Raw genomic sequence first — 20,650 nt, 5'->3', positions numbered from 1 at the left:
ACGGTCGTCCGCGGCGCCTTGGACATGCGTCCAAAGCATCGTACGTCAAGCACGACCTCCGCCGCCAGAAGGTGCACGGGGGACGCTCCCTGCGCGAGGGACCGCCCTCACCCTACCCGCGGATCTGCTGGGCGAGGTAGGCGGTCTCGCCGAGCTTCTCGATCAGCCCGATTTGTGTCTCGAGCCAGTCGATGTGCTCCTCCTCGGACTCGAGGATCTTGGCCAGGAGATCCTCGGTGGTGCGATCCCCCTTGTCACGGCAGAGGGCGATCGCCGAGTTGAGCCGCTTGACCGCGTGGTACTCGAGATCGAGGTCGCTCTTGAGCTGCTCCGGCACGCTCTGCCCGATGTGCAGGGTGTCCAGGCGCTGCAGGTTGGGCAGCCCATCGAGGAAGAGGATGCGCTCGATGATCGCATCGGCGTGCTTCATCTCGTCGATCGACTCGGCGCGCCCGTGCGCAGCGAGCGTGACGAAGCCCCAGTGCGAACACATCTTCGCGTGCAGAAAATACTGGTTGATCGCAACGAGCTCTCCGGCAAGCACCTCGTTCAACGCATCAACGACGTCTTTTGCACCCTTCATCGGACCCCTCTCGCGCTCGTGCCTGTCGTGCGGACCCCGCCCCTATCAGGCGGGGGGACGCTGGCTAGAACGCCAGCGCCCCGCACAAATGCGCGAGGTCCGTGGAGGTGCGCAAGAAGTTTCTAAGGAAACAGGCGCCGACGCCGTCGCCTCCGGCGGAAACCAGGGCATCGAGGCTGTTGCCGGTCAATCCGGAGGATCAAGCTGCGCTGGAGACCGGCGCCATCACCAGGCGACGCGGCGTCGAGGCGCCATCGCGCTCGCCGACAAGCTCGGCGATCGTCGACCGACAGGAGCCGCACCGCGTACCGGCGCCCGTGCACTCCATGACCTGCGAAACAGAGCAGGCGCCCTCGCTCATCGCTTCACGAATCTCTCGATCACAGACGCCCATGCAGAGGCAGACGTACATGCAGACCCCCGGCTACGTTACGGGTGGGATTGATATTGAACATAGCTTTCAATATCGAAGCGTCAAGGGGAATGTCGCCTGGGCGGATCGCCGAGGTGGCTCGTGGTCCGAGATCCCCTTGGATCGAGCCAGCAGCGCTCGATCGAACGCGCCGAGCTGCGCTCGGTCGGTCGAGCGCCACAGGAGCGTCGAAGGAAGGGGGATCGGGCAGGGATGCCGCCGGTCAGACCGGCGGAAGATGACGCCGCGCGAGCGCGGCCGGGAGGCGAGGCGCGAACGCACGCCCACCGCGGAGCGGTCGGCCGCGTGACGGCGTCACATCGTGAGGCCGCCGTCGACGTCGATGCAGCGACCGTTGAAGTACTCGCACTCGATCACGAAGCGCACGGCCTGCCAGATGTCCTCGGGCACGCCGATGCGGCCCACAGGGATCATGGCGACCAAGGCGTCGCGCGCCTTCTGGTGCATGCCCTGCGTCATGGGTGTCTCGATCATGCCGGGCGCAACGGCGCCGACGCGGATGCCGAACGGCGCGAACTCGAGCGCCCAGGTCTTCGTGTTCGCCGCGAGCGCGCTCTTCGCAGCGGTGTAGCTCGACTGGCCTCGGTTGCCGTGGCGCGCGATGGAGCTGATGTTGACGATGACGCCCTTCTGCTCGGCCTCGACCATCTTCGCGACGACCTCGCGGACCATGAGTGTGGCCCCCGTCAGGTTGACGTCGATGACGGCCTGCCACTGCGCCGCGCTCAGCTTGACGACCGCGCCCGTCTGGCGGTCCTTCTTGACGAGCAGGCCGTCCCGCAGGATGCCCGCGTTGTTCACGAGGCCGTTCAGGCCGCCCATCGCCTCGTGCGCGAAGCGGACGAACGCCTCCACCTCGGCCTCCACCGCCACGTTGACCGCCCGCGCGTGGACCTTGCCGGCGAGCCCCTTGCTCGCCTCGACGAGCGACGCGAGCCCCTCCTCGTTCATGTCGCCGGCGGCGACCTGGCCCCCGAGCTCCGCGAGCCGCAGCGCATAGTGGCGACCCAGCCCCTGGGCAGCACCTGTGACGACGAACTTCGTGTCCTCGAGTCGCATGATCGCACTCCTCCAGCAGGGATCGCCCCCGATCACCGTGTCGAGCGCGCCGTCTACCACGACACCGCCGCGAGGCGGCGGACGACGTCGCAGCGCGCCACCGACGCCCGCAACCCCCCGCCTGGCCTGCAGGCCCCCGCGCAACCCGCGCAACCGGTGCAACCGCGCAACCCGCGCGACAACGCGGTCGCCGCTTGCGCCGGGTGGCATCGATGTTATTCAGCGCCCATGAGGTCGATCGCGCTCGCCGCCGTGTGCGCCGGCATCCTGACGCTCGCGCCTGCATGTGACCGCGCCCCCCCGGTGCCCGAGACCTCCGATCCGACGGGCAAGGATCTGGTGATCGGCGCCGTGGTCGCGGCCGCCGAGCAGAGCGGAGGGCTGCGCATCTACAAGATCGTCGAGGTGGAAGAGCTGCCCGCGCCGTTCGGGCCAGATCTGCACATGATCGCCTACGATCCGAAGGCGCAGAGCTTCGAGGAGGCCGCGGAGCTCCGTCGCAAGGGGAAGCTGACCGTCGTGAAGGACCACATGACGGTCCGGCTCGTGTATTTCCTGCCGCGCGACCACCGGGTGATCAGCAACGAGCCGGTCAGCGACGACGAGCGGGCCCCGTATCTCCGCTCGTACCAGAGCCGGCAGCGCTGACCGGCGTCCGCCGGCGGGCGGCGAGGCGCCCGCGCCTCAGCGCGCCGTGCGGAGCAGCTCGCCCAGCCGCTCGATGGCCTGGCTGTGCAGCCGGCTCGCCCAGCTCTTGCTGATCCCGAGATCCTGCGCGATCTGATCGAAGCGCTCGTCGTCGAAGTAGTGGCGCTCCACGAGGGTGCGCTCGCGCTCCGGGAGCTCGCGCACGGCGTGACGCACGGCCTTCGCGAGCTCGGCGCGAGAGGCGTGCTCCTCCGGGTCGTCCGCGGCGTCGGGGACGGCGGCGACGTCCCCGTGACTCGAGAGCAGGCCGAGCGCCATCGCGGCCGCATGCCCGGCGAGCAGATCACCGAGCCGCGCGGCGTAGGCCTCCTGCGTGGCAGGCGCGTCGGCGTCGTCGTCCGCCCCGCGTCCCTCGGCGAAGCGCGCCGACGCAGCGAGCGCGCTCGCCCGCGCGGCCGCGGAACGCCAGCGCGTCTCCCTCCGGACGCCGTCGAAGATGGCCCACCGGAGCTTCCGCTTGGCGTAGGCCTCGAAGGTGGATCGGCTCGGATCGTGCGTCCGCACGATCTCGAGCAGCGCCGGGTGCCCCAGCGCGACGAGGTCCTCCACCGGGATGCGGCGGCCCAGGCGGCGCGCGATGCGCTTCGCGACCAGCTGAAGCAGGTCGAGCCCCTCGGCGAGGAGCCGGTCTTCCGGAGTTCGCACCGCTATCCCGCCTTGGCGCGCCCCGCTGCGCCGAGCACCCCGAACGCCCGCTCGCCGCTCTCGTCGACCTCGCGCGGATGCGCGCGCCGCAGGAGGCGGCTCGCCTCCTCGTCGTGCAGCAAGACCTCCACGAGCTGCTCGCGCATCCACGCGATCTCGTGCGCGGGCAGGCGCCCCACGTAAGGCGCCACGGCGGCGTCGACCTGAGCGGCGATCCAGGGGTCATCGAGGAGCGAAGCGTCCATGGGAGACGCCCATTATATCTCCACCGAGTTATATCTCCACCGAGCGCGCCGTCATCCGCCGCTCGCCGCGTCGCCGAGGCGTCATGGGGCCGGCGGCGGCGCGTTGAGGCAGGCCTCGAACGCCCTGACGGTCCGCGCGTCGAACGCGCACTTGAGCGACCTCGGATCCACGCTCTTGCCGACGTTCTGCTCGCACGACTGCGCGTACTGCTCCCCCAGCGTGGCCGCGACGGCGTCGATCTTCTTCTCGGTCTCGCCCCGCTGCTCCGCCGTGAGCTTGGCGCTGAGCGCCGCGACCTGCTCCGAGCGCGTGAGCGCCGTGAGCCGCTTGCCCAGATCCACGCAGTCGCCATGCATGAGCGCGTAGTCGTCGGGCACCGAGTCGTCGCGGCGCGGCGGCGCCGGCGCAGCCGCGCCCGGCTCCGCGTCTGCCTCCCGCGTCGCGGCGCCCTGGGCGGCATCGTCCGTGGGCTCGGCCGCCGGCGCCCGCTCCTCCGGCGGCGCTGGCTCGGGCTGCTCGATCGGAGGCGGCGAGGCCCCCCCGCACCCGAGCAGCAACGTCGACAGCGGACCCGTGACCATGATCAAGAAAAGAGCTCTCCCCATGCGGCGAGGGTTGATCGGCTCGCGCCGGGCGTCCATGCCGCGCCGGGCGCGCTCGGCGCTGCGCGGCGGATCGAGCGACGCCTCGGCTCGCCGCGCTTGCCGCGAGGGTGCACGGGCCGCCTTGGCAGGCTCCGTGCAGGGCGCACCGTGACGACAGGTCGGCCTCGCCGGCCATGTCGCATGTCCGTGCGGAGGCGGGAGCATGCGGTCGCTCTGGATTGTTCTCGTCCTGGTGCTCGGCTCGGCGTTGCTGCTCCAGGTGATGGCGGCGTCCGACGACCGGATCCCTTATGCGCGCTTCCGCTCGCTCGCGGAGCGCGGAGAGCTCGCCGAGATCGAGATCCGGGATGACATGTACATCGGACGCGCGGTGCCCGGCCTGAGCGCGCGCGCGCGGCAGAGCTACCGCACGGGGCGCATCGAGCAGACCGAGAAGGATCTGCTCGCCGATCTCGACCGGCGAGGGATCCCGTACACGCGCGTCGCGGACGAGCTGGGGCTGCCGCCGTACCTCTGGCTGCTGCTGCCGCTCGCCGGTCTGGCGGCGATGGGCCACCTCGCGTCGCGCCGCGCGACGACGCCAGGGACCGTCTCGGGCGCCGCGACCGCCTTCGGCAAGCACAAGGCGCGGCTCTACGAGGAGCGGGGCGCGATCGCGACGTTCCGCGATGTCGCCGGCAACGCCGAGGCGAAGACGGAGCTCGGCGAGATCGTCGACTTCCTCAAAGCGCCCGAGCGCTACGAGAAGCTCGGCGGGCGGATGCCCAGAGGGGTGCTCCTCGTGGGGCCGCCCGGCACGGGCAAGACGTTGCTCGCTCGGGCGATCGCGGGAGAGGCGAGCGTCCCCTTCTTCAGCGCAAGCGGGTCGGAGTTCGTGGAGATGTTCGTCGGCGTCGGCGCCGCGCGCGTGCGCGACCTCTTCTCGCAGGCGCGCGAGAAGGGGCCCTGCCTCGTGTTCATCGACGAGCTCGATGCGGTCGGCAAGGTGCGCGGCCTCGGCGGGTCCGTCGGCGGCCACGACGAGCGGGAGCAGACGCTCAACCAGCTCCTGACCGAGATGGATGGGTTCGACGCGCGCACGGCCATGGTCGTGATCGCCGCGACGAACCGCGCCGAGATCCTCGATCCGGCGCTGCTCAGGCCGGGGCGGTTCGACCGCCGGGTGCACATCGATCGGCCCGACCTCGCCGAGCGGAAGGAGATCCTCGCGGTGCACGCGAAGAAGGTGGCGCTCGATCCTGGCGCGGATCTCGACGCCGTGGCCGCGCAGACCGCGGGGCTCGTCGGCGCCGACCTCGCGAACATCGTCAACGAGGCGGCGCTGCTCGCGGCGCGGCGCGGCGCGGAGGCGGTGGGACACGGCGATCTGGAGGCGGCGATCGAGCGCGGGCTCGCGGGGCTCGAGCGCCGTGGCAGGCGGCTCGGAGCGCGCGAGAAGCTCGTCGTCGCCTACCACGAGGTGGGGCATGCGCTGACCGCCTCGCTGCTGCCGACGCAGGATCCTGTGCGCAAGGTGTCCATCGTGCCGCGGGGGCCGGGCGCGCTCGGGTACACGATCCAGCAGCCGCGCGAGGATCGTTACCTGTGGAGCCGGAAGGAGATCCTCGATCGGCTGGTCGTGCTGCTGGGCGGGCGCGTCGCCGAGGAGGAGGCCGTCGGAGACCTCTCGACCGGCGCGCAGGACGATCTGCTGAACGCGACCGAGCTCGCGCGCCGCATGGTCCGCGAGCTCGGGATGGGCCAGGGGCTCGGGCTCTCGGCGCTCGAGCCGCGCCGGCCGCTGTCGTTCCTCGGCGAGGCGCAGGGCGCGATGCCGTCCGGCGCAGGGCCGCGGGAGTGCAGCGACGCGACCGCGCGCGCGATCGACGCGGAGGTCGCGCGGATCCTCGCGGACGCGGAGGCGCGGGCGCGCGCTTTGATCCAGGGGCACCGGTCGACGCTCGAGCGCGTCGCCGCCCGGCTCTACGAGGTCGAGACCCTGAGCGGCGAAGAGCTCAGGGAGATGGTGGCAAGAGGGGAAGCCTAGGGCAGCCGATCAGTCGACGCTCCGCAGCGCGCGGGACAGATCGAAGCCCGCGGCGTCGTGGTGATAGACGACGCGGAGCACGCGGCCGCGCAGCAGCTCCCTCGGCACCGCCCCCATCGCCCGGCTGTCGAGCGAGGCGGCGCGGTTGTCGCCCATCACGAAGAGGTGGTCCGGCGGGACGACGACCGGACCGAACGCGTCGAAGTCGGGCTCGCCGGCCGCGTGTGTGACCTCGCCGAGGTGCTCCACCCTCGTGCCGTCCCCGAGCTGCTCGAGGGCTTGCGCCGCACCGTCGACGTACAGCACGCCTTGCCGGAGCATCACCGTCTGGCCCGGGAGCGCGATCACCCGCTTGACGAGGAGGGTGGACCCGCCGCGCGGATCCGCGAAGAGCACCACGTCGCCGGCGCTCGGCCCGCTGCGCTCGAACAGGTAATGATCCGTGAGCGGGACGCGGAGCCCGTAGGCGACCTTGTCGACGAGGATGCGATCGCCCGGGGTGATCGTCGGCCACATCGAGCCGGTGGGCACGTGGTACTGGTCCGCGAGGGTCGAGCGACCCAGCGTGAGGATCGCGAGCGCCGCGAGGACCTTGAGGAGGCTCCGCCCGAGCGGCGCGACCGTCTGGTAGGCGCGCCGCGCGAACGCGCGATCGGATCGAGGCATGAAAAGTCCGGCCTTGTCGGGCTGGAGGCACGCCGCCGCGGCCTCCACCGCCGGCCGGGGAACGCTGGGCTCGCTCATCTCTGGCGGGGCTAGCATCCGCGCTCGAGACAAGCCAGCTTCGCTGCATGCACGGCTCCACTTCATCGACTGCACCACTCTCCCGAGCTCTGGGCCGCCTCACACTCTGCGGATCAATGTCGCGTCATCCGGTAACGACAGGGGCCGCCATGCACCTCGCCGGCTACCGCGCGCTGGCGCTCGATTTTACCTATATCCCTTTTGCGGTGACCGATGTTGAAGGCGCGACGCGCGGGATGCGCGCGCTCGGGATCCGCGGCCTCGGCGTGTCGATGCCCTACAAGCAGGCGGTAATTCCATTGCTCGACGAGCTCGATCCCGTCGCCGAGCGGATCGGCGCGGTCAACACCATCGTGAACAACGACGGGCGCCTCAGGGGCTACAATACCGACTGGATCGGCGCGGTGCGGGCGCTCGAGGAGGTGACGCAGCTCGGGGGCGCGCGGGTGCTGCTCCTCGGCGCCGGCGGCGCGGCGCGCGCGGTCGCGTTCGGGCTCGTGGAGCGGGGCGCCAGCGTCACGGTGGCGAACCGCGATCTCGAGAAGGCGCGGCAGCTCGCGGCGGCGGTCGGCGGGGCGGCCGTGCCGCTCGACGCAGCGGCGCTCTCGCCCGACCACGGCGTCCTCGTGAACGCCACGTCGCTCGGCATGGCCGAGGTCGATCCACGAAGCCCTGTCCCGGAGGAGGTGTTGCGGGAAGGTCTCCTGGTGATGGATATCGTGTACAAACCGATGATCACGGAGCTCGTGGCGGCGGCGCGTCGGCGCGGAGCGACCGCCGTTCACGGCGGGAGGATGCTCCTCCACCAGGCTGCAGAGCAGTTCCGGCTGTACACCGGGCGGGAGCCGCCGCTCGATGCCATGGACGAAGCGCTGCGCGCTCAGCTCGGCTGACGCGCGGAGCCGCCGCTCGACGCCGCGGACGAGGCGTCGCGCGCTGAGCCCGGCTGACGCGCGCGACGTCCCGCGCCAGGCTCGCGCTGTCCGGCCGCCAGGGCGCGCGGAGATCGCCGCTCTGCGCCGCGCGCACGGCCTCCGGAGCAATGGCCAAGGACGGGCGCCACGCGTAGGCTTCCGGCGATGATCTCGTTCGAGATACGCGCAGCCGTGACCGGCGACGAGGAACAGCTCCTCTATGTCGCGCGCCACCTGAACTCGGTCAACCTGCCGAACAACCGTGACGCAATCCACGAGATCGTCGCCGAGAGCCACAAGAGCTTCAACGGGGCGATCCAGGATCCCCGCCTCCGCCAATACGTCTTCGTCCTCGTCGACCTGACGAAGGGCGACAAGGGCATGATCGTCGGGACGTCGATGATCATCGCGCAGCTCGGCCGGCGCGGCGTCCCCTACATCTTCTTCGACGTGCTCGACGAGGAGAAGTACTCGGCCACGATCGACAAGCACTTCCATCATACCGTGCTGCGCATCGGCTACTCGTACAACGGCCCCACGGAGATCGGCGGGCTCGTGCTCATGCCGGAGTACCGGCAAGGGCCCGAGCGGCTCGGCACGATGATCTCCTATGTTCGCTTCCTCTACATGGCCGCGCGATCCGCGCTGTTCCAGGACGAGATCCTCGCGGAGCTGATGCCCCCCCTCGAGCCGGACGGGACAAGCCACCTCTGGGAAGCGCTCGGGCGCAAGTTCACCGACATGAGCTATGCCGACGCGGATCTCCTCTCCAAGAAGAACAAGGAGTTCATCAAGGGGCTCTTCCCGGAGGGGACCCTCTACGCCTCGCTGCTGCCCGAGGACGCGCAGCGCGTGATCGGGAAGGTCGGGGCGCAGACCCGGGGGGTGGAGAAGCTGCTCCGCCGCGTCGGCTTCCGCTATGCCCACAGGGTCGATCCGTTCGACGGAGGGCCGCACTTCACCGCCCGCATGGACGAAATCTCGCTCGTGCGCGATACGCGCCGGGCGAAGGCGGGCCGCCCGTTCACCCCGAGCCCGTCGGATCCGAAGGGCATCCTCGCGATCGAGCGCCCAGACGCCCCTTATTTTCGCGCGGTCGCCGCGAGCCTCCGCGATGAGGGAGAGCTCGGCATGGCGATCGCCGAGGACGCCTGGAAGCACCTCGAGCTCCAGCCTCGCTCGCCGATCTGGATCTTGCCGATGCCGTGACAGGGCGCCTGCGCTCCACGTCCAGCGCGCATCCAGCGCGCGGATGAGCGACGGATCAGCCCGCCTGCGCGCCACGTCCAGCACGCGCGAGACCAGCGGATCGGCCCGCCTGCGCGCCACGTTCACCAGCAGCTCAGGCCGCCTTGCATCGCGGCGATTCTATTGCTACAGAATTAACAGAAGTTTTCACGAGCGGTTCGGAGGACCATGACCCTTGGATTGGACCTCGATTTCGGGCGCTTGCCTGCGCTGGAGCGGAGGGAACGCAGGCCCGGGACACCGAGGGAGGATACCGGCGCGGAGAGGGCCCCCGAGGCAAACGGCGGCCCGGAGCCCAGGCTCTCTGGGCGAGAGATGCGTATCGCCGCCGCGCTCGCCGAGGCGGCGATGCCGCCCGGCCGCTTCCTCGACGGCGCGGGCGCCGCGACCGCCAGCCGACTCTCGGCCTGGCTCGGCTCCATCCCGCCGCACCTGGCGCAGGGGGTGCGCGCGGCGCTGTGGGCGATAGAGCTCGCTCCCCTTCCGTTCCGGCTCAGGCCGCTGTCGGCGCTGCCGCTCGAGGAGCGGATGACGGTGCTCCGCGGCTTCGAGCTGAGCCGGGCGCGGACGCTGCGTTCGCTGCTCCGCGCCGCGCTCACGCCGCTCAGGTTCGTCCACTACGACCGGCCCGAGATGTTCAGGCACGTCGGCTGCCGTTACGAGCTGCCCACGGTGCGCGACGAGGCGCCGCGCTGGCTCGCGCAGGTGACGGACGGGCGCGAGGTCGAGGAGGACCTGGAGCTCGAGTGCGAGGTCCTCGTGATCGGCACCGGCGCCGGCGGAGCGGCCGCGGCCTACGAGCTCGCGTCGCGCGGACACGCGGTGCTCATGCTCGAGGAGGGCGACTTCCACCGCCGCTCGAGCTTCACCGGACGGCCCGCGCGCGCCTACCGGGAGATGTACCGCGACCACGGGCTCGACATGACGCTCGGCAACGTGAGTATCCCGGTGTTCGCGGGGCGCGCCGTCGGAGGGAGCACCGTGATCAACTCCGGTACATGCTACCGGGCTCCGGAGAGCACCTTCGCGTCGTGGCGAGACGGCATGGGGCTCCCGGCGGAGTTCTCGTCCGGCGGGCTCGCTCCTTATTACGAGCGCGTCGAGCGCATGCTCCAGGTCGCCCCCGCCGACCCGCTGCACCTCGGGGCGATCGGGCCGATCGTCCGGCGCGGGGCGGAGCGGCTCGGGCTGCGGCACGGGCCGCTCCAGCGCAACGCGCCGGACTGCGATGGGCAGGGGCTCTGCTGCTTCGGCTGCCCCACGGGGGCCAAGCGCTCGACCGACGTGAGCTACGTGCCCGAGGCGCTGAAGCGGGGCGCGCAGCTCATCACCGCGGCGCGGGTCAGGACGATCGACATCGTGGCGGGCCGCGCGCGGGGGGCGACTGCAGTGCTCGGCGGCGACACGAGGGCCGGAGGCCGCGGCGGCCGCGGCGCAGGGCGGCCGCCGCGGCTCGTGGTCCGGGCGGAGGCCGTCGTCGTGGCCGGCGGCGCGCTGATGACGCCGCTGCTCCTGCGCCGGAGCGGAGCGTGCCTGTCGAGCGGCGCGCTGGGAAAGAACCTCTCGATCCACCCGGCGTCGAAGGTGATGGCGCTCTTCGATGAGCGGATCGATCAGTGGCAAGGCATCCCGCAGGGCTACCAGATCGACCACTTCGCCGACGAAGGGCTGATGTTCGAGGGGGGCTCGCTCCCGTTCGACGTCGCCGCGCTGGCCGTGCCCTGGACGGGACGCCGCTACACGGAGCTGATGGAGCGGTACCCGCACCTCGCGACGTTCGGGTTCATGATCAAGGACACGAGCCGCGGCGAGGTGAGGCCCGGGATCGGCGGCACGCCGCTCGTGCTCTACACGATGAACCGGGAGGACGTCGCCAGGATGCAGCGCGGGGTCGAGCTGCTCTGCGAGGTGTTCCTGGCCGCGGGGGCGCGGCGCGTCCTGCCGCTCGTCGCCGGCTGCGACGAGGTGAACGGCCCCGCGGACCTGGAGCGGCTCAAGGCGCGGCAGATCAAGGCCGGGGACCTCGACGTGGCCGCGTTCCACCCGCTCGGGACGTGCCGTATCGGGGTGGATCCGCGGTCATCGTGCCTCGGGCCGGACCACCAGGCGCACGACGTCGCCGGGCTCTACGTGTGCGATGGAAGCGCGATCCCCTCGTCGCTCGGCGTGAACCCGCAGATGACCATCATGGCCATGTCGCTGCGCGCGGCCGAGTTCCTGAGCGAGCGGCTATCCGGCTGAGCCGTCGCGGTACCCGAGGGCCGCGGCGCGCTCGCTGCCGATGCGATCGCTCTCGATCGTCCCGTCGCGCATGGTCACCACGCGCGGCATCGACTCGGCGAAGCTGAGGTTGTGCGTCACCACCACGATCGTGGTGCCGTGCTTGCGGTTCATCTCGAAGAACAGCTGGTGGATCGAGTCGCTCGTCGCGGTGTCGAGGTTGCCGGTCGGCTCGTCGGCGAGGAGGAGCTTCGGCGACAGGACGAGCGCCCGCGCCAGGGCCACGCGCTGCTGCTCGCCGCCCGACAGCTCCCCCGGCCGGTGCGTGGCGCGCGCCGCGAGCCCGACCTCGGCGAGCAGCGAGCGCGCGAGCGGCTCCATCTCGCGGCGGGTCTTCCCCTGGATGAGGCCCGGCATCATCACGTTCTCGACCGCGTTGAACTCGGGGAGCAGGTGATGGAACTGGAAGACGAAGCCGATCGTCCGGTTCCGGATCGCCGCGAGCCGCGAGCCCGGGAGGCCGGTGAGCTCGTCGTTGCCGAGGCGGATGCGGCCGCTCGTCGGGAGATCCAGCGTGCCGATGCAGTGGAGGAACGTGCTCTTGCCGGCGCCGGAGGGGCCCACGAACGCCACGACCTCACCCTGGTTGATGACGATGTCGATGCCGCAAAGCACGTGGAGCTCGCGGCCCATGTGAACGAACGTCTTGCGGAGGTCTTCGACGACGACGAGCGGAGTGGACATGGAGTGATTACTCGTAGCGGAGCCCGTCGACCGGAGAGAGCCTCGAGGCAGCGCGGGCCGGGTAGATGGTGGCGATGGTGCAGATGAGCATCGACGCGACCGCGACCATCGCGTAGTCGGAGAGGTTCACGTTCACGGGCAACCGGTCGATGTAATAGACGTCCGGATCGAGCCGGACACCGAACCAGTACAGGCCCGTGCAGACCGCGAGCGCGGTGCCGACACCGTAGATCGTGCCGATGGCGCCGATGATCACGCCCTCGAGCATGAACACGCGCATCACCGCGTTGTCCGAGGCGCCCAGCGCCTTCAGGACGGCGATCTCCTTGCCCTTCTCGGTCACCATGAGGAGCAGCGTGCAGACGATGCAGAAGCTCGCGACCGCGATGGCGATGGACAGGATGATGAACGTCGCGATCTTCTCCAGCTTGAGCGCGCTGAAGAGGTTCTTGTTCATCTCCATCCAGTCGCGGACGCGGAGCTGCGGCGGCGGCTTTCCTCCCTCCGGCGCCTCGTCGAGCGCGGCGCTCGCGGCGACGGCCGCCTCCACGGCCGGGCGGACCTCCTGCACCCGCTCGGGATCCGGGACCCGGATGTCGATGTGGGTGATCTTGTCGTCGAGGCTGAAGAACTTCTGCGCCTCTTCCATCAAGACGTACGCGTGCGTGACGTCGTACTCGTACATGCCGCTATAGAAGATCGCCGCGACGCGGAACTTGCGGGAGCGCGGCATCACGCCGGTGGGGCCGAGCTCGCCCATCGGCGACAGCAGGGTCACCTCGTCCCCGACGAGCACGTGGAGCGATTTCGCGAGCTCGCGGCCGATGATGACGCCCGGGTACACGCGCGTCTGCACCTTCAGGTAGTCGCGCACCGACGGGTCGACGTCCGTCGGCTGGCGGAAGTCCGGCCCCTTGAAGTACGGCTCCCCGCCCGGACCTCGACCGATGATCTCCTCGGGAGGCAGGCTCGTCAGCTTCTCGGGCTCGCGCAGGTAATCGAAGCTGCCGACCTCGAGGTTCTTGGCGAGGTCGATGACCTGCCCGATGGTGTCCGGATCGATGCCGCGGACGAGCGCGCCCGCGGTGTTCGAGGCGCTCGAGCCCATCGCCTCGCCGGCCGCGACCGGGGTCGCGGCGCCTCCGTAGGGCGCGAGGGCGACGCGCACCTGGGTGAGCTTGTCGTCCCAGTTGCCGAAGCCGCCAGGCCGGGAGGCGTCGACGACCATGTGCGCGTTGTTGCCGAGGATCTTGCGCTTCAGGTCGGCGCCGAAGCCGCCCATGATGCTCGTCACCGAGCACAGGGCGCACGAGCTGACGGCGACGCCGGCCATCGACAGGACCGAGATGACCGTGAGAAAGCCGCTCTTCGAGGCGCGCACGTGGCGCGCGGCCACGTGGGGCACGAAGCTCCGGCGCTCGAGCGCGTCGAGGGCGAGCGGCAGGAGCGCCGACAGCACGAAGAACAGGAAGACGACGCTCGAGACGAGCGCGGTGAAGCGGATGATCTGATCCGTCGGATTGAACGACGCGCCCTTTCCGGCGGGCATCCTGGCCGTGAGCGTCGCGGTGACGCCGAAGCTCACGCCCACGAGCGCGCCCCACCACCAGCCGAGCGCGCGATAGAGCCCCTTGCGGACAGGGCGGCTCCCGGCGACCAGATAGCCCGCGCCCGCGCCGAACAGCGTGCCTCCAAGGATCCACCTGAAGGTCGGCTGGATGGGCAGGACCGCGACCCAGAGCACGGCGATCGCGAGCGCGGCGAGCAGGGACGTCGCGCCGAGCACGCGGAGCCCCACGCGGGCCCTGGAGCCCCACCTGCCGGAGAGCCACCGGGCGTTGTCCGCACCCGTCCTGGCCCGGAACAGCCGGAGGGCGCCTGCCACGACCAGCGCGACGACGAGCTGGGCGATCAACTGGGTGTTGCTCGCGAAGAAGGCGCCGATGAGCGCGAGGCCCTTCCCGTGCCCGCTGGACGCGACGAGCGTGAGCGCGAGCAGGCTGGCGCCCGTGAGGGCGACCACGACCCCGGCGCGCACGACGCCGGGGCGCCGCGGCTCCAGCTCGCCCTTCTTGTCGAAGCGGGTGTAGCCCCGCCAGGCGAGCAGGACGATGCCCAGAGCGACGGCGGCGAGGAGCGCGGCCTGCAACGACCTGGAGAGCTCGATCACGCGTCGGTCTCGGGACGGAGGAGCGGGAACAGGATGACGTCGCGGATGGAGGTCGCGCCGGTGAGGAGCATCGTCAGGCGATCGACCCCCATGCCGAAGCCCGCCGTCGGCGGGAGGCCGTGCTCCAGGGCGCGGACGTAGTCGGCGTCGTAATCCATCGTCTCCTCCTCGCCCCGGGACTTCTTCTCGACCTGCGCGCGGAAGCGCGCGTCCTGGTCCTCTGGGTCGTTGAGCTCGCTGAAGGCGTTGCAGAGCTCGCGGCCGTCGATGAAGAGCTCGAAGCGGTCGACCAGCGAAGGATCGCTGTCCTTCTTGCGCGCGAGCGGGGAGACCTCGAAGGGATAGTCGATGATGAAGACAGGGACGCTCTTGTCGCCCGCCTCCGTGCGGTAGTCCCTCGTGAGGAACGGCTCGACCACGTACTCGTAGGCGCAGAAGACGAGCTCACCCGGCGACTCGCACTTCTTCGCGCCCGCGCGGAAGTTCGTCCAGTCGATCTCGCGCCCGCTCGCCTTCGCCGCCTTCGCCCACTCCTTGATCGGGGCGTCGTCCGCGGCGACGCGCTGCGGGACGTCGGCCGGCAGGCCCGACTTCGACAGGGCGCGGGCGATCCCCTCGGCCATGGGGACGCGCTCGAAGCGCTCGAGCGAGTACGTGCGCTGCGCGGCCCAGGCCGCGTGCTCGGCCGGGAGCCGCTCGGCGAGGCGGGCGTCGACGTGGCGGAGCATCGCCTCGGTGGCGTCCATCAGCGTCTCGTACGTCGCGTACGCCTGGTAGTACTCGAGCATCGTGAACTCGGGGTTGTGCCGCGTCGACAGCCCCTCGTTCCGGTAGCAGCGCGCGATCTCGTAGACGCGCTCGAAGCCGCCGACAACGAGCCGCTTCAGGAAGAGCTCCGGCGCGATGCGCATGAAGAGCCCGAGGTCGAGCGCGTTGTGGTGGGTCTTGAACGGCTTCGCGGCCGCGCCGCCGACGAGCGTGTGCATCGTCGGGGTCTCGACCTCGAGGAAGCCGCGGGTGTCGAGGAACTCGCGCAGCGCGGCGACGATCGCGGTGCGGGCGCGGAAGACCCCCGCGACGTGCGGGTTGGCCACGAGATCGACGTACCGCATGCGGTAGCGCGACTCGACGTCCTTGAAGCTCGTCTTGGTCGGCAGCGGGCGGTAGGCCTTCGTGAGCAGCCGGAGGCGCTCTGCGCGGATCGAGAGCTCGCCCTTCTGCGTCGCCATCGCGACGCCGCGGGCCTCGACGAAGTCGCCGAGATCGATGTCCTCCAGCCGCTCGAAATCGGCGAGGCCCCCCTGCTCGCAGTAGAGCTGGAGCTCGCCGGTGCGGTCGCGCAGCCGGACGAAGGTGACGCCGCCGAACGAGCGCACGAAGAGGACCCGGCCCGCGACGCGGAACGGGACCGGCTCGACGCGCGCTGGATCGTAGCGATCCGCCGAGGAGGAGGCGGATCGCTCGGGCGCCGCGCCCTCGGGCCTCGGCTCGGCCGCGGCCCGCGCCCCGTCGAAGCGGGCGCGGACGGCCGCGAGCTCGACGAGCGGCTCGCCCTCCGTGACGTCGTTGGCGAACGGGTTGTCGCCGCGGGCGCGGAGGCGGGCCGCCTTCGCCTTGCGGGTGGCGATCAGCGTCTCCTCGGCGCGCGCGGCCTCGGCGGCCTCCTTCACGAGCCGCTCGGTCTTCTTGTCGTTGGGTCTGTCTTTTTGCTGGCTCACGGAGCGTCGTCCTCCGCGACCGAGCCGCCCTTCCTGAGCGAACCGCCGGCCGCGGCGAGCAAGTAGGCCTCGATGAAGCCCTCGAGATCGCCGTCGAGGACGGCGTCCACGTCGGTGGCCTCGGTGGAGGTGCGCACGTCCTTGACGAGCCGGTAGGGCGCGAGGACGTAGTTCCTGATCTGGCTGCCGAAGTTGATGGAGCTCTTCGCGGCGTTGTAGGCCTGGACCTCGGCCTCCCGCTTCTGGAGCTCCATCTCGTACAGCTTCGCCTTGAGGACCTTCATCGCCATCGCGCGGTTCTGGTGCTGGCTGCGCTCGGCGCGGCACACGATGTTGAGGCCGGTCGGGATGTGCCGCAGGCGAACGGCGGTCTCGACCTTGTTCACGTTCTGCCCGCCCTTGCCGCCGGCGCGCATCGTCGTGATCTCGATGTCCTTCTCGTTGACCTGGATGTTGATCTCGTCGTCGCTGTCCGGGGTGACCTCGACGGCGGCGAACGCGGTCTGGCGCGTGTGATCGGCGTTGAACGGGCTCATCCGGACGAGGCGGTGGACCCCGGCCTCGGAGCGCAGATAGCCGTACGCGGCGTCGCCGGTCACCGTGAGGGTGACGGCGTCGATGCCGGCCTCGTCGCCGTCCTGGTAGTCGATGATCTCCGTCTTGTACCCGCGGCGCTCGCAGAAGCGCAGGTACATGCGGAGGAGCATGGACGCCCAGTCCTTCGCGTCGGTGCCGCCGGCGCCCGGGTGGATGCTGACGATGGCGTTGCCGCGGTCGGCGGGGCCGGACAGCATGCGATCGAGCTCGACCTTGCGCAGGCGCCCGGCGATGGCGTCGGCCTGCGCGTCGGCGTCGGCGATGACGCCCTCGTCGCCCTCGGCAGCGCCGAGCTCGAGGTACTCCGCGAGATCCTCGATCTCGCGGCCGAGCCGCTGCGCCACCTCGAGCTTCGACTCGACCAGGGCGCGCTTGCGGAGGACGGCTTGGGCCTTTTCCTGATCGTTCCAGAACCCCGACGACAGCGTCGTCTGGGTCAGATCCTGGAGCATCCGTTCGAGCTTGGGGACGTCAAAGATGCCCCCTTAGCGCCTCAAAGCGCCGTTTGATGTCGAGGACTTTCTCGCGGGTCTCGGAGAGCATGGCCGGGGATCTATTCGATCTGGACGGCGATCGCCAGGAGAGACGCCAGGCGGGACCGCCGCGCGCGGGCGGACCGAGGCGGCTCCACGCCGGCTCCACGTCGGCTCCGCGTCGGGCGCGCCGGCGACGCGCTCGTCAACGCGGCGCGCAGGCGGGAGAGGGTGCGGCGGATGACCCGGCGCCGCGGATTCCCTGGCCGTGGACCGCGTCACGAGCGCCGGGCGCCCCGAGGCCGCGCGAGCTCCGGGCTTCCCGTCCAGCGGGACAGGGCGCCTCAACCAGGAGTCGGCGCAGGGACGGATTCCCGGACGGCGCGGCGGATCCTGAACCACAACCGCTGAGCGCTCCGCGCTCGCCTTGGGCTCCGCAGGGCATCCCTGATCGCCCTGATGGAGACCGCGGGAGGCGGCGCCTCGCTGCTCAGCGCGGCGTCGAGGTAGCGGCCCAGGAACTCCGTCAAGGCGACGGCGGTGACCGCATTGGAGAAGAGACCGGCGACCGGGACGAGGCCGAGCGTGAAGTTGGCGAAGAGCCTTACGGCCGCACCACCCCAGATGATCTTGCTCACCTGCAGCCACGGAGCCCTGCGGAGCGGCACGCCCCGGCGCCGGGTCAGCGACACGGAGAAGGAGTAATGAATGGGAACCACGATCAACTCATCTGCGCCGGGAATGGGCTGAGTGACGAAGCTGATCACTGCAGCGATGGCAGAATACTTGTTGGTCATCCGGCGGATCGTCGGTTCCATGGGTCGTATATACGGCCTGGAGCCTGCCTCCGGGAGGCCGAGACAAGCACGTTGACGAGGGCGCGGCGCGCGCAGCCGAGGGCGGATCACGCTCGGCCTGGACGAAGCATGGGAGCCTCAGCGCCCGTCGGTGTCCTGGGGGCCCTGGAGATCTTTGCAGGACAGAGAGGGGGAGATCTCCAAAGCACGGTGGAGCGCCCCGCGAATTGGACCCCGGGCATGGGAAAGACCATTACCCACGCTCCGCGGCCCTCGCGAGGCGCCGGCGCTACGGATCGAGCCCTTCCCTGCACGCGACCCGGAGCTCACCGAGCGCGGCGACGAGCGCGCCGCGCTCGCCCTGCCACGCCGGCGACGGGTCCTCGGCGTCGCGCCGGCGGAGGTGCTCGCGGGCCTCGTCCCAGAGCGGACGCGGCGGCACGAGCGGCGGCACCCGCGCGCGCACGTCGTCCGTCAGGCGCAGCACGCGCTCGACGCGGGCCAGCGCCTCGCCGAGCGGCACCTCGCCCGCCTTGCAGCGCCGGAGCAGGCCGCACTCGTAGCTGCTGCACACGGAGAAGCGCATCTCGTAGACGGTGCACTTCCGGTCGAGGTGGCAGGGGCACGGCAGGCTGAAGGCGTCGTGGTACCGATTGCAAGCGAGCGGCAGGCGCAGCTTCTCGGCCCGCGGGAGCTCGTGCTCCTCGAGCGGCGCGACGTCGAAGAGCAGCCCCGTGCAGCAGAGGCCGCACGCGGTGCAGAGGTCCGAGCCATCCGGCCGCGCCTCGGGGGCTTCGTTCGCAGGGGGAGCGCTCACCCGCGTCGATTGGCACGCGCGTGGCCGCGCGTCGAGGCGCGAAGCGGGTGGGCGACGCGCGCGTGCCTGACGAGCGCGTGCCTGACGAGCGCTCAGGGCGCGGCGTCGTCGAGCACGATCTCGCGCAGGTGGTCGAGCCCGACGGACCCGGAGCCGATCACCCTGGCGTGAAACGCCTTCAGATCGAAGGCCTCGCCCTGGCGGCGCCGCAGCGTGTCGCGCAGCTCCAGGACGACGCGCTCGCCGACCTTGTAGGAGATCGCCTGCCCCGGCCAGCCCAGATAGCGCGTCGCCTCGCTGTGCGCGTGATCCAGCGGGAGGAAGGCCCGGCGCTGGAGGTACTCGACGGCGATCTCGTAGCGCCAGGGCTCGCCGGCGTGGAGCGGCGCGTCCCGGGGGATCGGCAGCTCCAGGTGCATGCCGATGTCGAGGACGACGCGGTAGGCGCGCGTCAGCTTGCCCGCGAGCATCCCGAGCACGTAATCGGGGCGCTCGAAATAACCGAGCTCGTACATGAGCTGCTCGGCGTAAAGGGCCCACCCCTCGGCGTGGCCGGAGTTCGTCACCAGGAAGCGGTGGAGCCGGCTCAGCCGGTCATCGAGGTGCACCTGGAGCGCGCACTGCAGGTGATGGCCAGGAAAGCCCTCGTGGTACGCCGTGGTGATCTCCTCGTAGAGCGGGAACGCCTGCTTCGCGCCGGGCGCATACCAGACGGTGCCGGGCCGCTTGAAGCCGTCGCTCGGGGGCACGTAGTAGGCGCCGAGCGCGCCGCCCGGCGGAGCGAGCTTCACCTCGATGTGACGGATGGGCGCCGGGATGTCGAAATGGACGCCGTCGAGATCGGCGAGCGCCTTTCGCTGGCGCTCGGACATGATGCGGAGGAACTCGTCGGCGCCCTGCGCGCACCGGGCGGGGTCGGTCATGAGCAGATCGATCACCTCGGGCAGCGACGCGCCGGGGAGGATCTCGGCGGCGAGGCGCGCCATCTGGGCCTCGATGGCGTGCACCTCGGACCACCCCCAGGCGTAGGTCTCGATCGGGTCGATGCTCGCGCCGAGGAAGCGGCGCGCGAGGCGCAGGTAGCGCTCCTCTCCCACGGCGTCCGCGGCGCGCGCGCTCGGCAGGTACGTCTGCTCCAGGTAGCCGGCGAGCGCGCCGAACGCGGCGCGCGCGCGCTCGACGCCGTCGGCGACGCGCGCGCGGCCGGCGCCCGCGCCGCAACCCGACGCCTCGTGAGCGGCCGGCAGGGTGAGGAAGAACGACGCGTCGCCCGCCTGGTAGCGCGCCTGCTCGATCACGGCGAACACCTGGCGACGCGCGACGACCTGGCCCGTCCGGCGCCCCTCCTCGAGCGAAGCGCGGTAGCTGTCGCACGCGCGCGGCAGGCCCTCCAGACGCGACGCGATGGCCTCCCAGCCGGCGGCGCTGTGGACATCCATGAGGTCGAAGACCATCCGGAGGTGCTGGAACGCCGACTCGATGTTGTTGAGATCGCGCAGGTGCTCGCCGTGACGGAAATCGTCGAGCCGCTCATCCAGGTGATCCGCCATGACACGGCGTGCGAGGCGACCCCACCGCGCCTCCGCCCCGGGGCGCGGCGGCGGCAGCGAGCGGAGCCGCTCCTGGAAAGACGCGACCGTGGAGGCCCAGGACGCGGCGCCGCTCGGGCTCCAGTCGTTCCAGGCGCCTTCGTCGCAGGGGATGCCCGCGAGGGTGGCATGGGCAGGACAGCGGGCAGCGAAGGCTTCGACGAACTCGTCGCTGAGGGCGAAGATAGGATCGCGCGCGTCGTGGTCTTGGCTCACCGCGACAGCATATGCGGCCACGACCGGATTTTCTCCGGGCGCGCGAGACGATCCGTCGGGTCTTCGTTACGCTTGCTGGAGGGAGGTCGCTCACGCGG

The 20,650-nt window shown here is 70.9% G+C and carries 19 protein-coding genes; 5 read left to right on the top strand and 14 right to left on the bottom strand.

The features are described 5' to 3' along the window. Positions 1–112: 112 nt before the first annotated feature. The 3 genes from bfr to WMF27_RS08335 all read right to left on the bottom strand — a co-directional run bounded on the left by bfr (position 113) and on the right by WMF27_RS08335 (position 2,075). Positions 113–583 (bottom strand): bacterioferritin, encoded by a 471-nt coding sequence (gene bfr, locus WMF27_RS08345; protein WP_437769448.1) that lies wholly within the window; start codon positions 581–583, stop codon positions 113–115. Between the two features lie 199 nt (positions 584–782). After that, positions 783–995, bottom strand: coding sequence for a (2Fe-2S)-binding protein (locus tag WMF27_RS08340; RefSeq protein WP_437328430.1), 213 nt, complete (start codon positions 993–995; stop codon positions 783–785). 315 nt (positions 996–1,310) lie between these two features. Continuing rightward, a complete protein-coding gene (locus WMF27_RS08335) occupies positions 1,311–2,075 on the bottom strand; it encodes an SDR family oxidoreductase (protein WP_437769449.1) in 765 nt (254 codons plus the stop codon). A 228-nt stretch (positions 2,076–2,303) separates the two neighbouring features. Between WMF27_RS08335 and WMF27_RS08330 the strand changes: the two genes are divergently transcribed. Then, a complete protein-coding gene (locus WMF27_RS08330) occupies positions 2,304–2,723 on the top strand; it encodes a hypothetical protein (protein ID WP_437769450.1) in 420 nt (139 codons plus the stop codon). A gap of 36 nt (positions 2,724–2,759) precedes the next feature. Here WMF27_RS08330 and WMF27_RS08325 read toward each other — a convergent pair whose 3' ends face one another. The 3 genes from WMF27_RS08325 to WMF27_RS08315 all read right to left on the bottom strand — a co-directional run bounded on the left by WMF27_RS08325 (position 2,760) and on the right by WMF27_RS08315 (position 4,279). After that, on the bottom strand, positions 2,760–3,428 hold the full coding sequence (locus tag WMF27_RS08325; RefSeq protein ID WP_437769451.1) for a sigma-70 family RNA polymerase sigma factor: 669 nt from the start codon (positions 3,426–3,428) through the stop codon (positions 2,760–2,762). Between the two features lie 2 nt (positions 3,429–3,430). Further along, a complete protein-coding gene (locus WMF27_RS08320; protein WP_012234278.1) occupies positions 3,431–3,673 on the bottom strand; it encodes a hypothetical protein in 243 nt (80 codons plus the stop codon). Positions 3,674–3,754: 81 nt separating this feature from the next. After that, complete coding sequence (locus WMF27_RS08315; RefSeq protein ID WP_437944062.1) at positions 3,755–4,279, bottom strand: hypothetical protein; 525 nt, start codon at positions 4,277–4,279, stop codon at positions 3,755–3,757. A 202-nt stretch (positions 4,280–4,481) separates the two neighbouring features. Between WMF27_RS08315 and ftsH the strand changes: the two genes are divergently transcribed. After that, complete coding sequence (gene ftsH / locus WMF27_RS08310) at positions 4,482–6,305, top strand: ATP-dependent zinc metalloprotease FtsH (protein ID WP_437769453.1); 1,824 nt, start codon at positions 4,482–4,484, stop codon at positions 6,303–6,305. A 9-nt stretch (positions 6,306–6,314) separates the two neighbouring features. Here the strand turns inward: ftsH and lepB are convergent, their stop codons facing one another. Continuing rightward, the gene (gene lepB, locus WMF27_RS08305; RefSeq protein WP_437944061.1) at positions 6,315–6,971 is read right to left on the bottom strand and encodes a signal peptidase I; all 657 of its coding nucleotides are present in this window, start codon (positions 6,969–6,971) and stop codon (positions 6,315–6,317) included. Positions 6,972–7,198: 227 nt separating this feature from the next. Here lepB and WMF27_RS08300 point away from each other — a divergent pair, with 227 nt between their 5' ends. The 3 genes from WMF27_RS08300 to WMF27_RS08290 all read left to right on the top strand — a co-directional run bounded on the left by WMF27_RS08300 (position 7,199) and on the right by WMF27_RS08290 (position 11,452). Beyond that, positions 7,199–7,942, top strand: coding sequence for a shikimate dehydrogenase (locus tag WMF27_RS08300; RefSeq protein WP_437769455.1), 744 nt, complete (start codon positions 7,199–7,201; stop codon positions 7,940–7,942). Positions 7,943–8,128: 186 nt separating this feature from the next. Further along, positions 8,129–9,172, top strand: a complete 1,044-nt coding sequence (locus WMF27_RS08295; RefSeq protein WP_437769456.1) for an arginine N-succinyltransferase — start codon at positions 8,129–8,131, stop codon at positions 9,170–9,172. Positions 9,173–9,526: 354 nt separating this feature from the next. After that, the gene (locus WMF27_RS08290) at positions 9,527–11,452 is read left to right on the top strand and encodes an FAD-dependent oxidoreductase (protein ID WP_437769457.1); all 1,926 of its coding nucleotides are present in this window, start codon (positions 9,527–9,529) and stop codon (positions 11,450–11,452) included. On the opposite strand, the gene WMF27_RS08285 is transcribed toward WMF27_RS08290, so the two are convergent. The 7 genes from WMF27_RS08285 to WMF27_RS08255 form a co-directional block, all read right to left on the bottom strand. Beyond that, complete coding sequence (locus WMF27_RS08285; protein WP_272101325.1) at positions 11,441–12,175, bottom strand: ABC transporter ATP-binding protein; 735 nt, start codon at positions 12,173–12,175, stop codon at positions 11,441–11,443. The genes WMF27_RS08290 and WMF27_RS08285 overlap by 12 nt on opposite strands. A gap of 7 nt (positions 12,176–12,182) precedes the next feature. Next, entirely contained in the window at positions 12,183–14,345 is a 2,163-nt protein-coding gene (locus WMF27_RS08280) for an FtsX-like permease family protein (protein ID WP_437769458.1), read from the bottom strand. Then, on the bottom strand, positions 14,342–16,063 hold the full coding sequence (gene lysS / locus WMF27_RS08275; protein ID WP_437769459.1) for a lysine--tRNA ligase: 1,722 nt from the start codon (positions 16,061–16,063) through the stop codon (positions 14,342–14,344). The genes WMF27_RS08280 and lysS overlap by 4 nt, the downstream gene beginning before the upstream one ends. Then, positions 16,060–17,203, bottom strand: a protein-coding gene (gene prfB, locus WMF27_RS08270; protein WP_437769883.1) for a peptide chain release factor 2 whose coding sequence is annotated in 2 segments (ribosomal slippage) — positions 16,060–17,133 and positions 17,135–17,203 — 1,143 coding nt in all. Because the reading frame shifts where the segments join, the coding sequence is not laid out codon by codon here. Before prfB ends, lysS begins: the two co-directional genes overlap by 4 nt. 274 nt (positions 17,204–17,477) lie before the next feature. Next, the gene (locus WMF27_RS08265) at positions 17,478–17,951 is read right to left on the bottom strand and encodes a hypothetical protein (RefSeq protein WP_437769460.1); all 474 of its coding nucleotides are present in this window, start codon (positions 17,949–17,951) and stop codon (positions 17,478–17,480) included. A gap of 268 nt (positions 17,952–18,219) precedes the next feature. Then, complete coding sequence (locus tag WMF27_RS08260; RefSeq protein ID WP_437769461.1) at positions 18,220–18,747, bottom strand: hypothetical protein; 528 nt, start codon at positions 18,745–18,747, stop codon at positions 18,220–18,222. A gap of 92 nt (positions 18,748–18,839) precedes the next feature. Continuing rightward, positions 18,840–20,552 (bottom strand): DUF885 domain-containing protein, encoded by a 1,713-nt coding sequence (locus tag WMF27_RS08255; protein ID WP_437769462.1) that lies wholly within the window; start codon positions 20,550–20,552, stop codon positions 18,840–18,842. Between the last annotated feature and the right edge of the window lie 98 nt (positions 20,553–20,650).

The organism is Sorangium sp. So ce281 (assembly GCF_051527395.1).
GTDB classification, from domain to species: Bacteria; Myxococcota_A; Polyangia; order Polyangiales; family Polyangiaceae; genus Sorangium; species Sorangium cellulosum_B.
The sequence above is the reverse complement of the archived record's forward strand: the minus strand, read 5'-3'. Positions and strand labels throughout refer to the sequence as shown.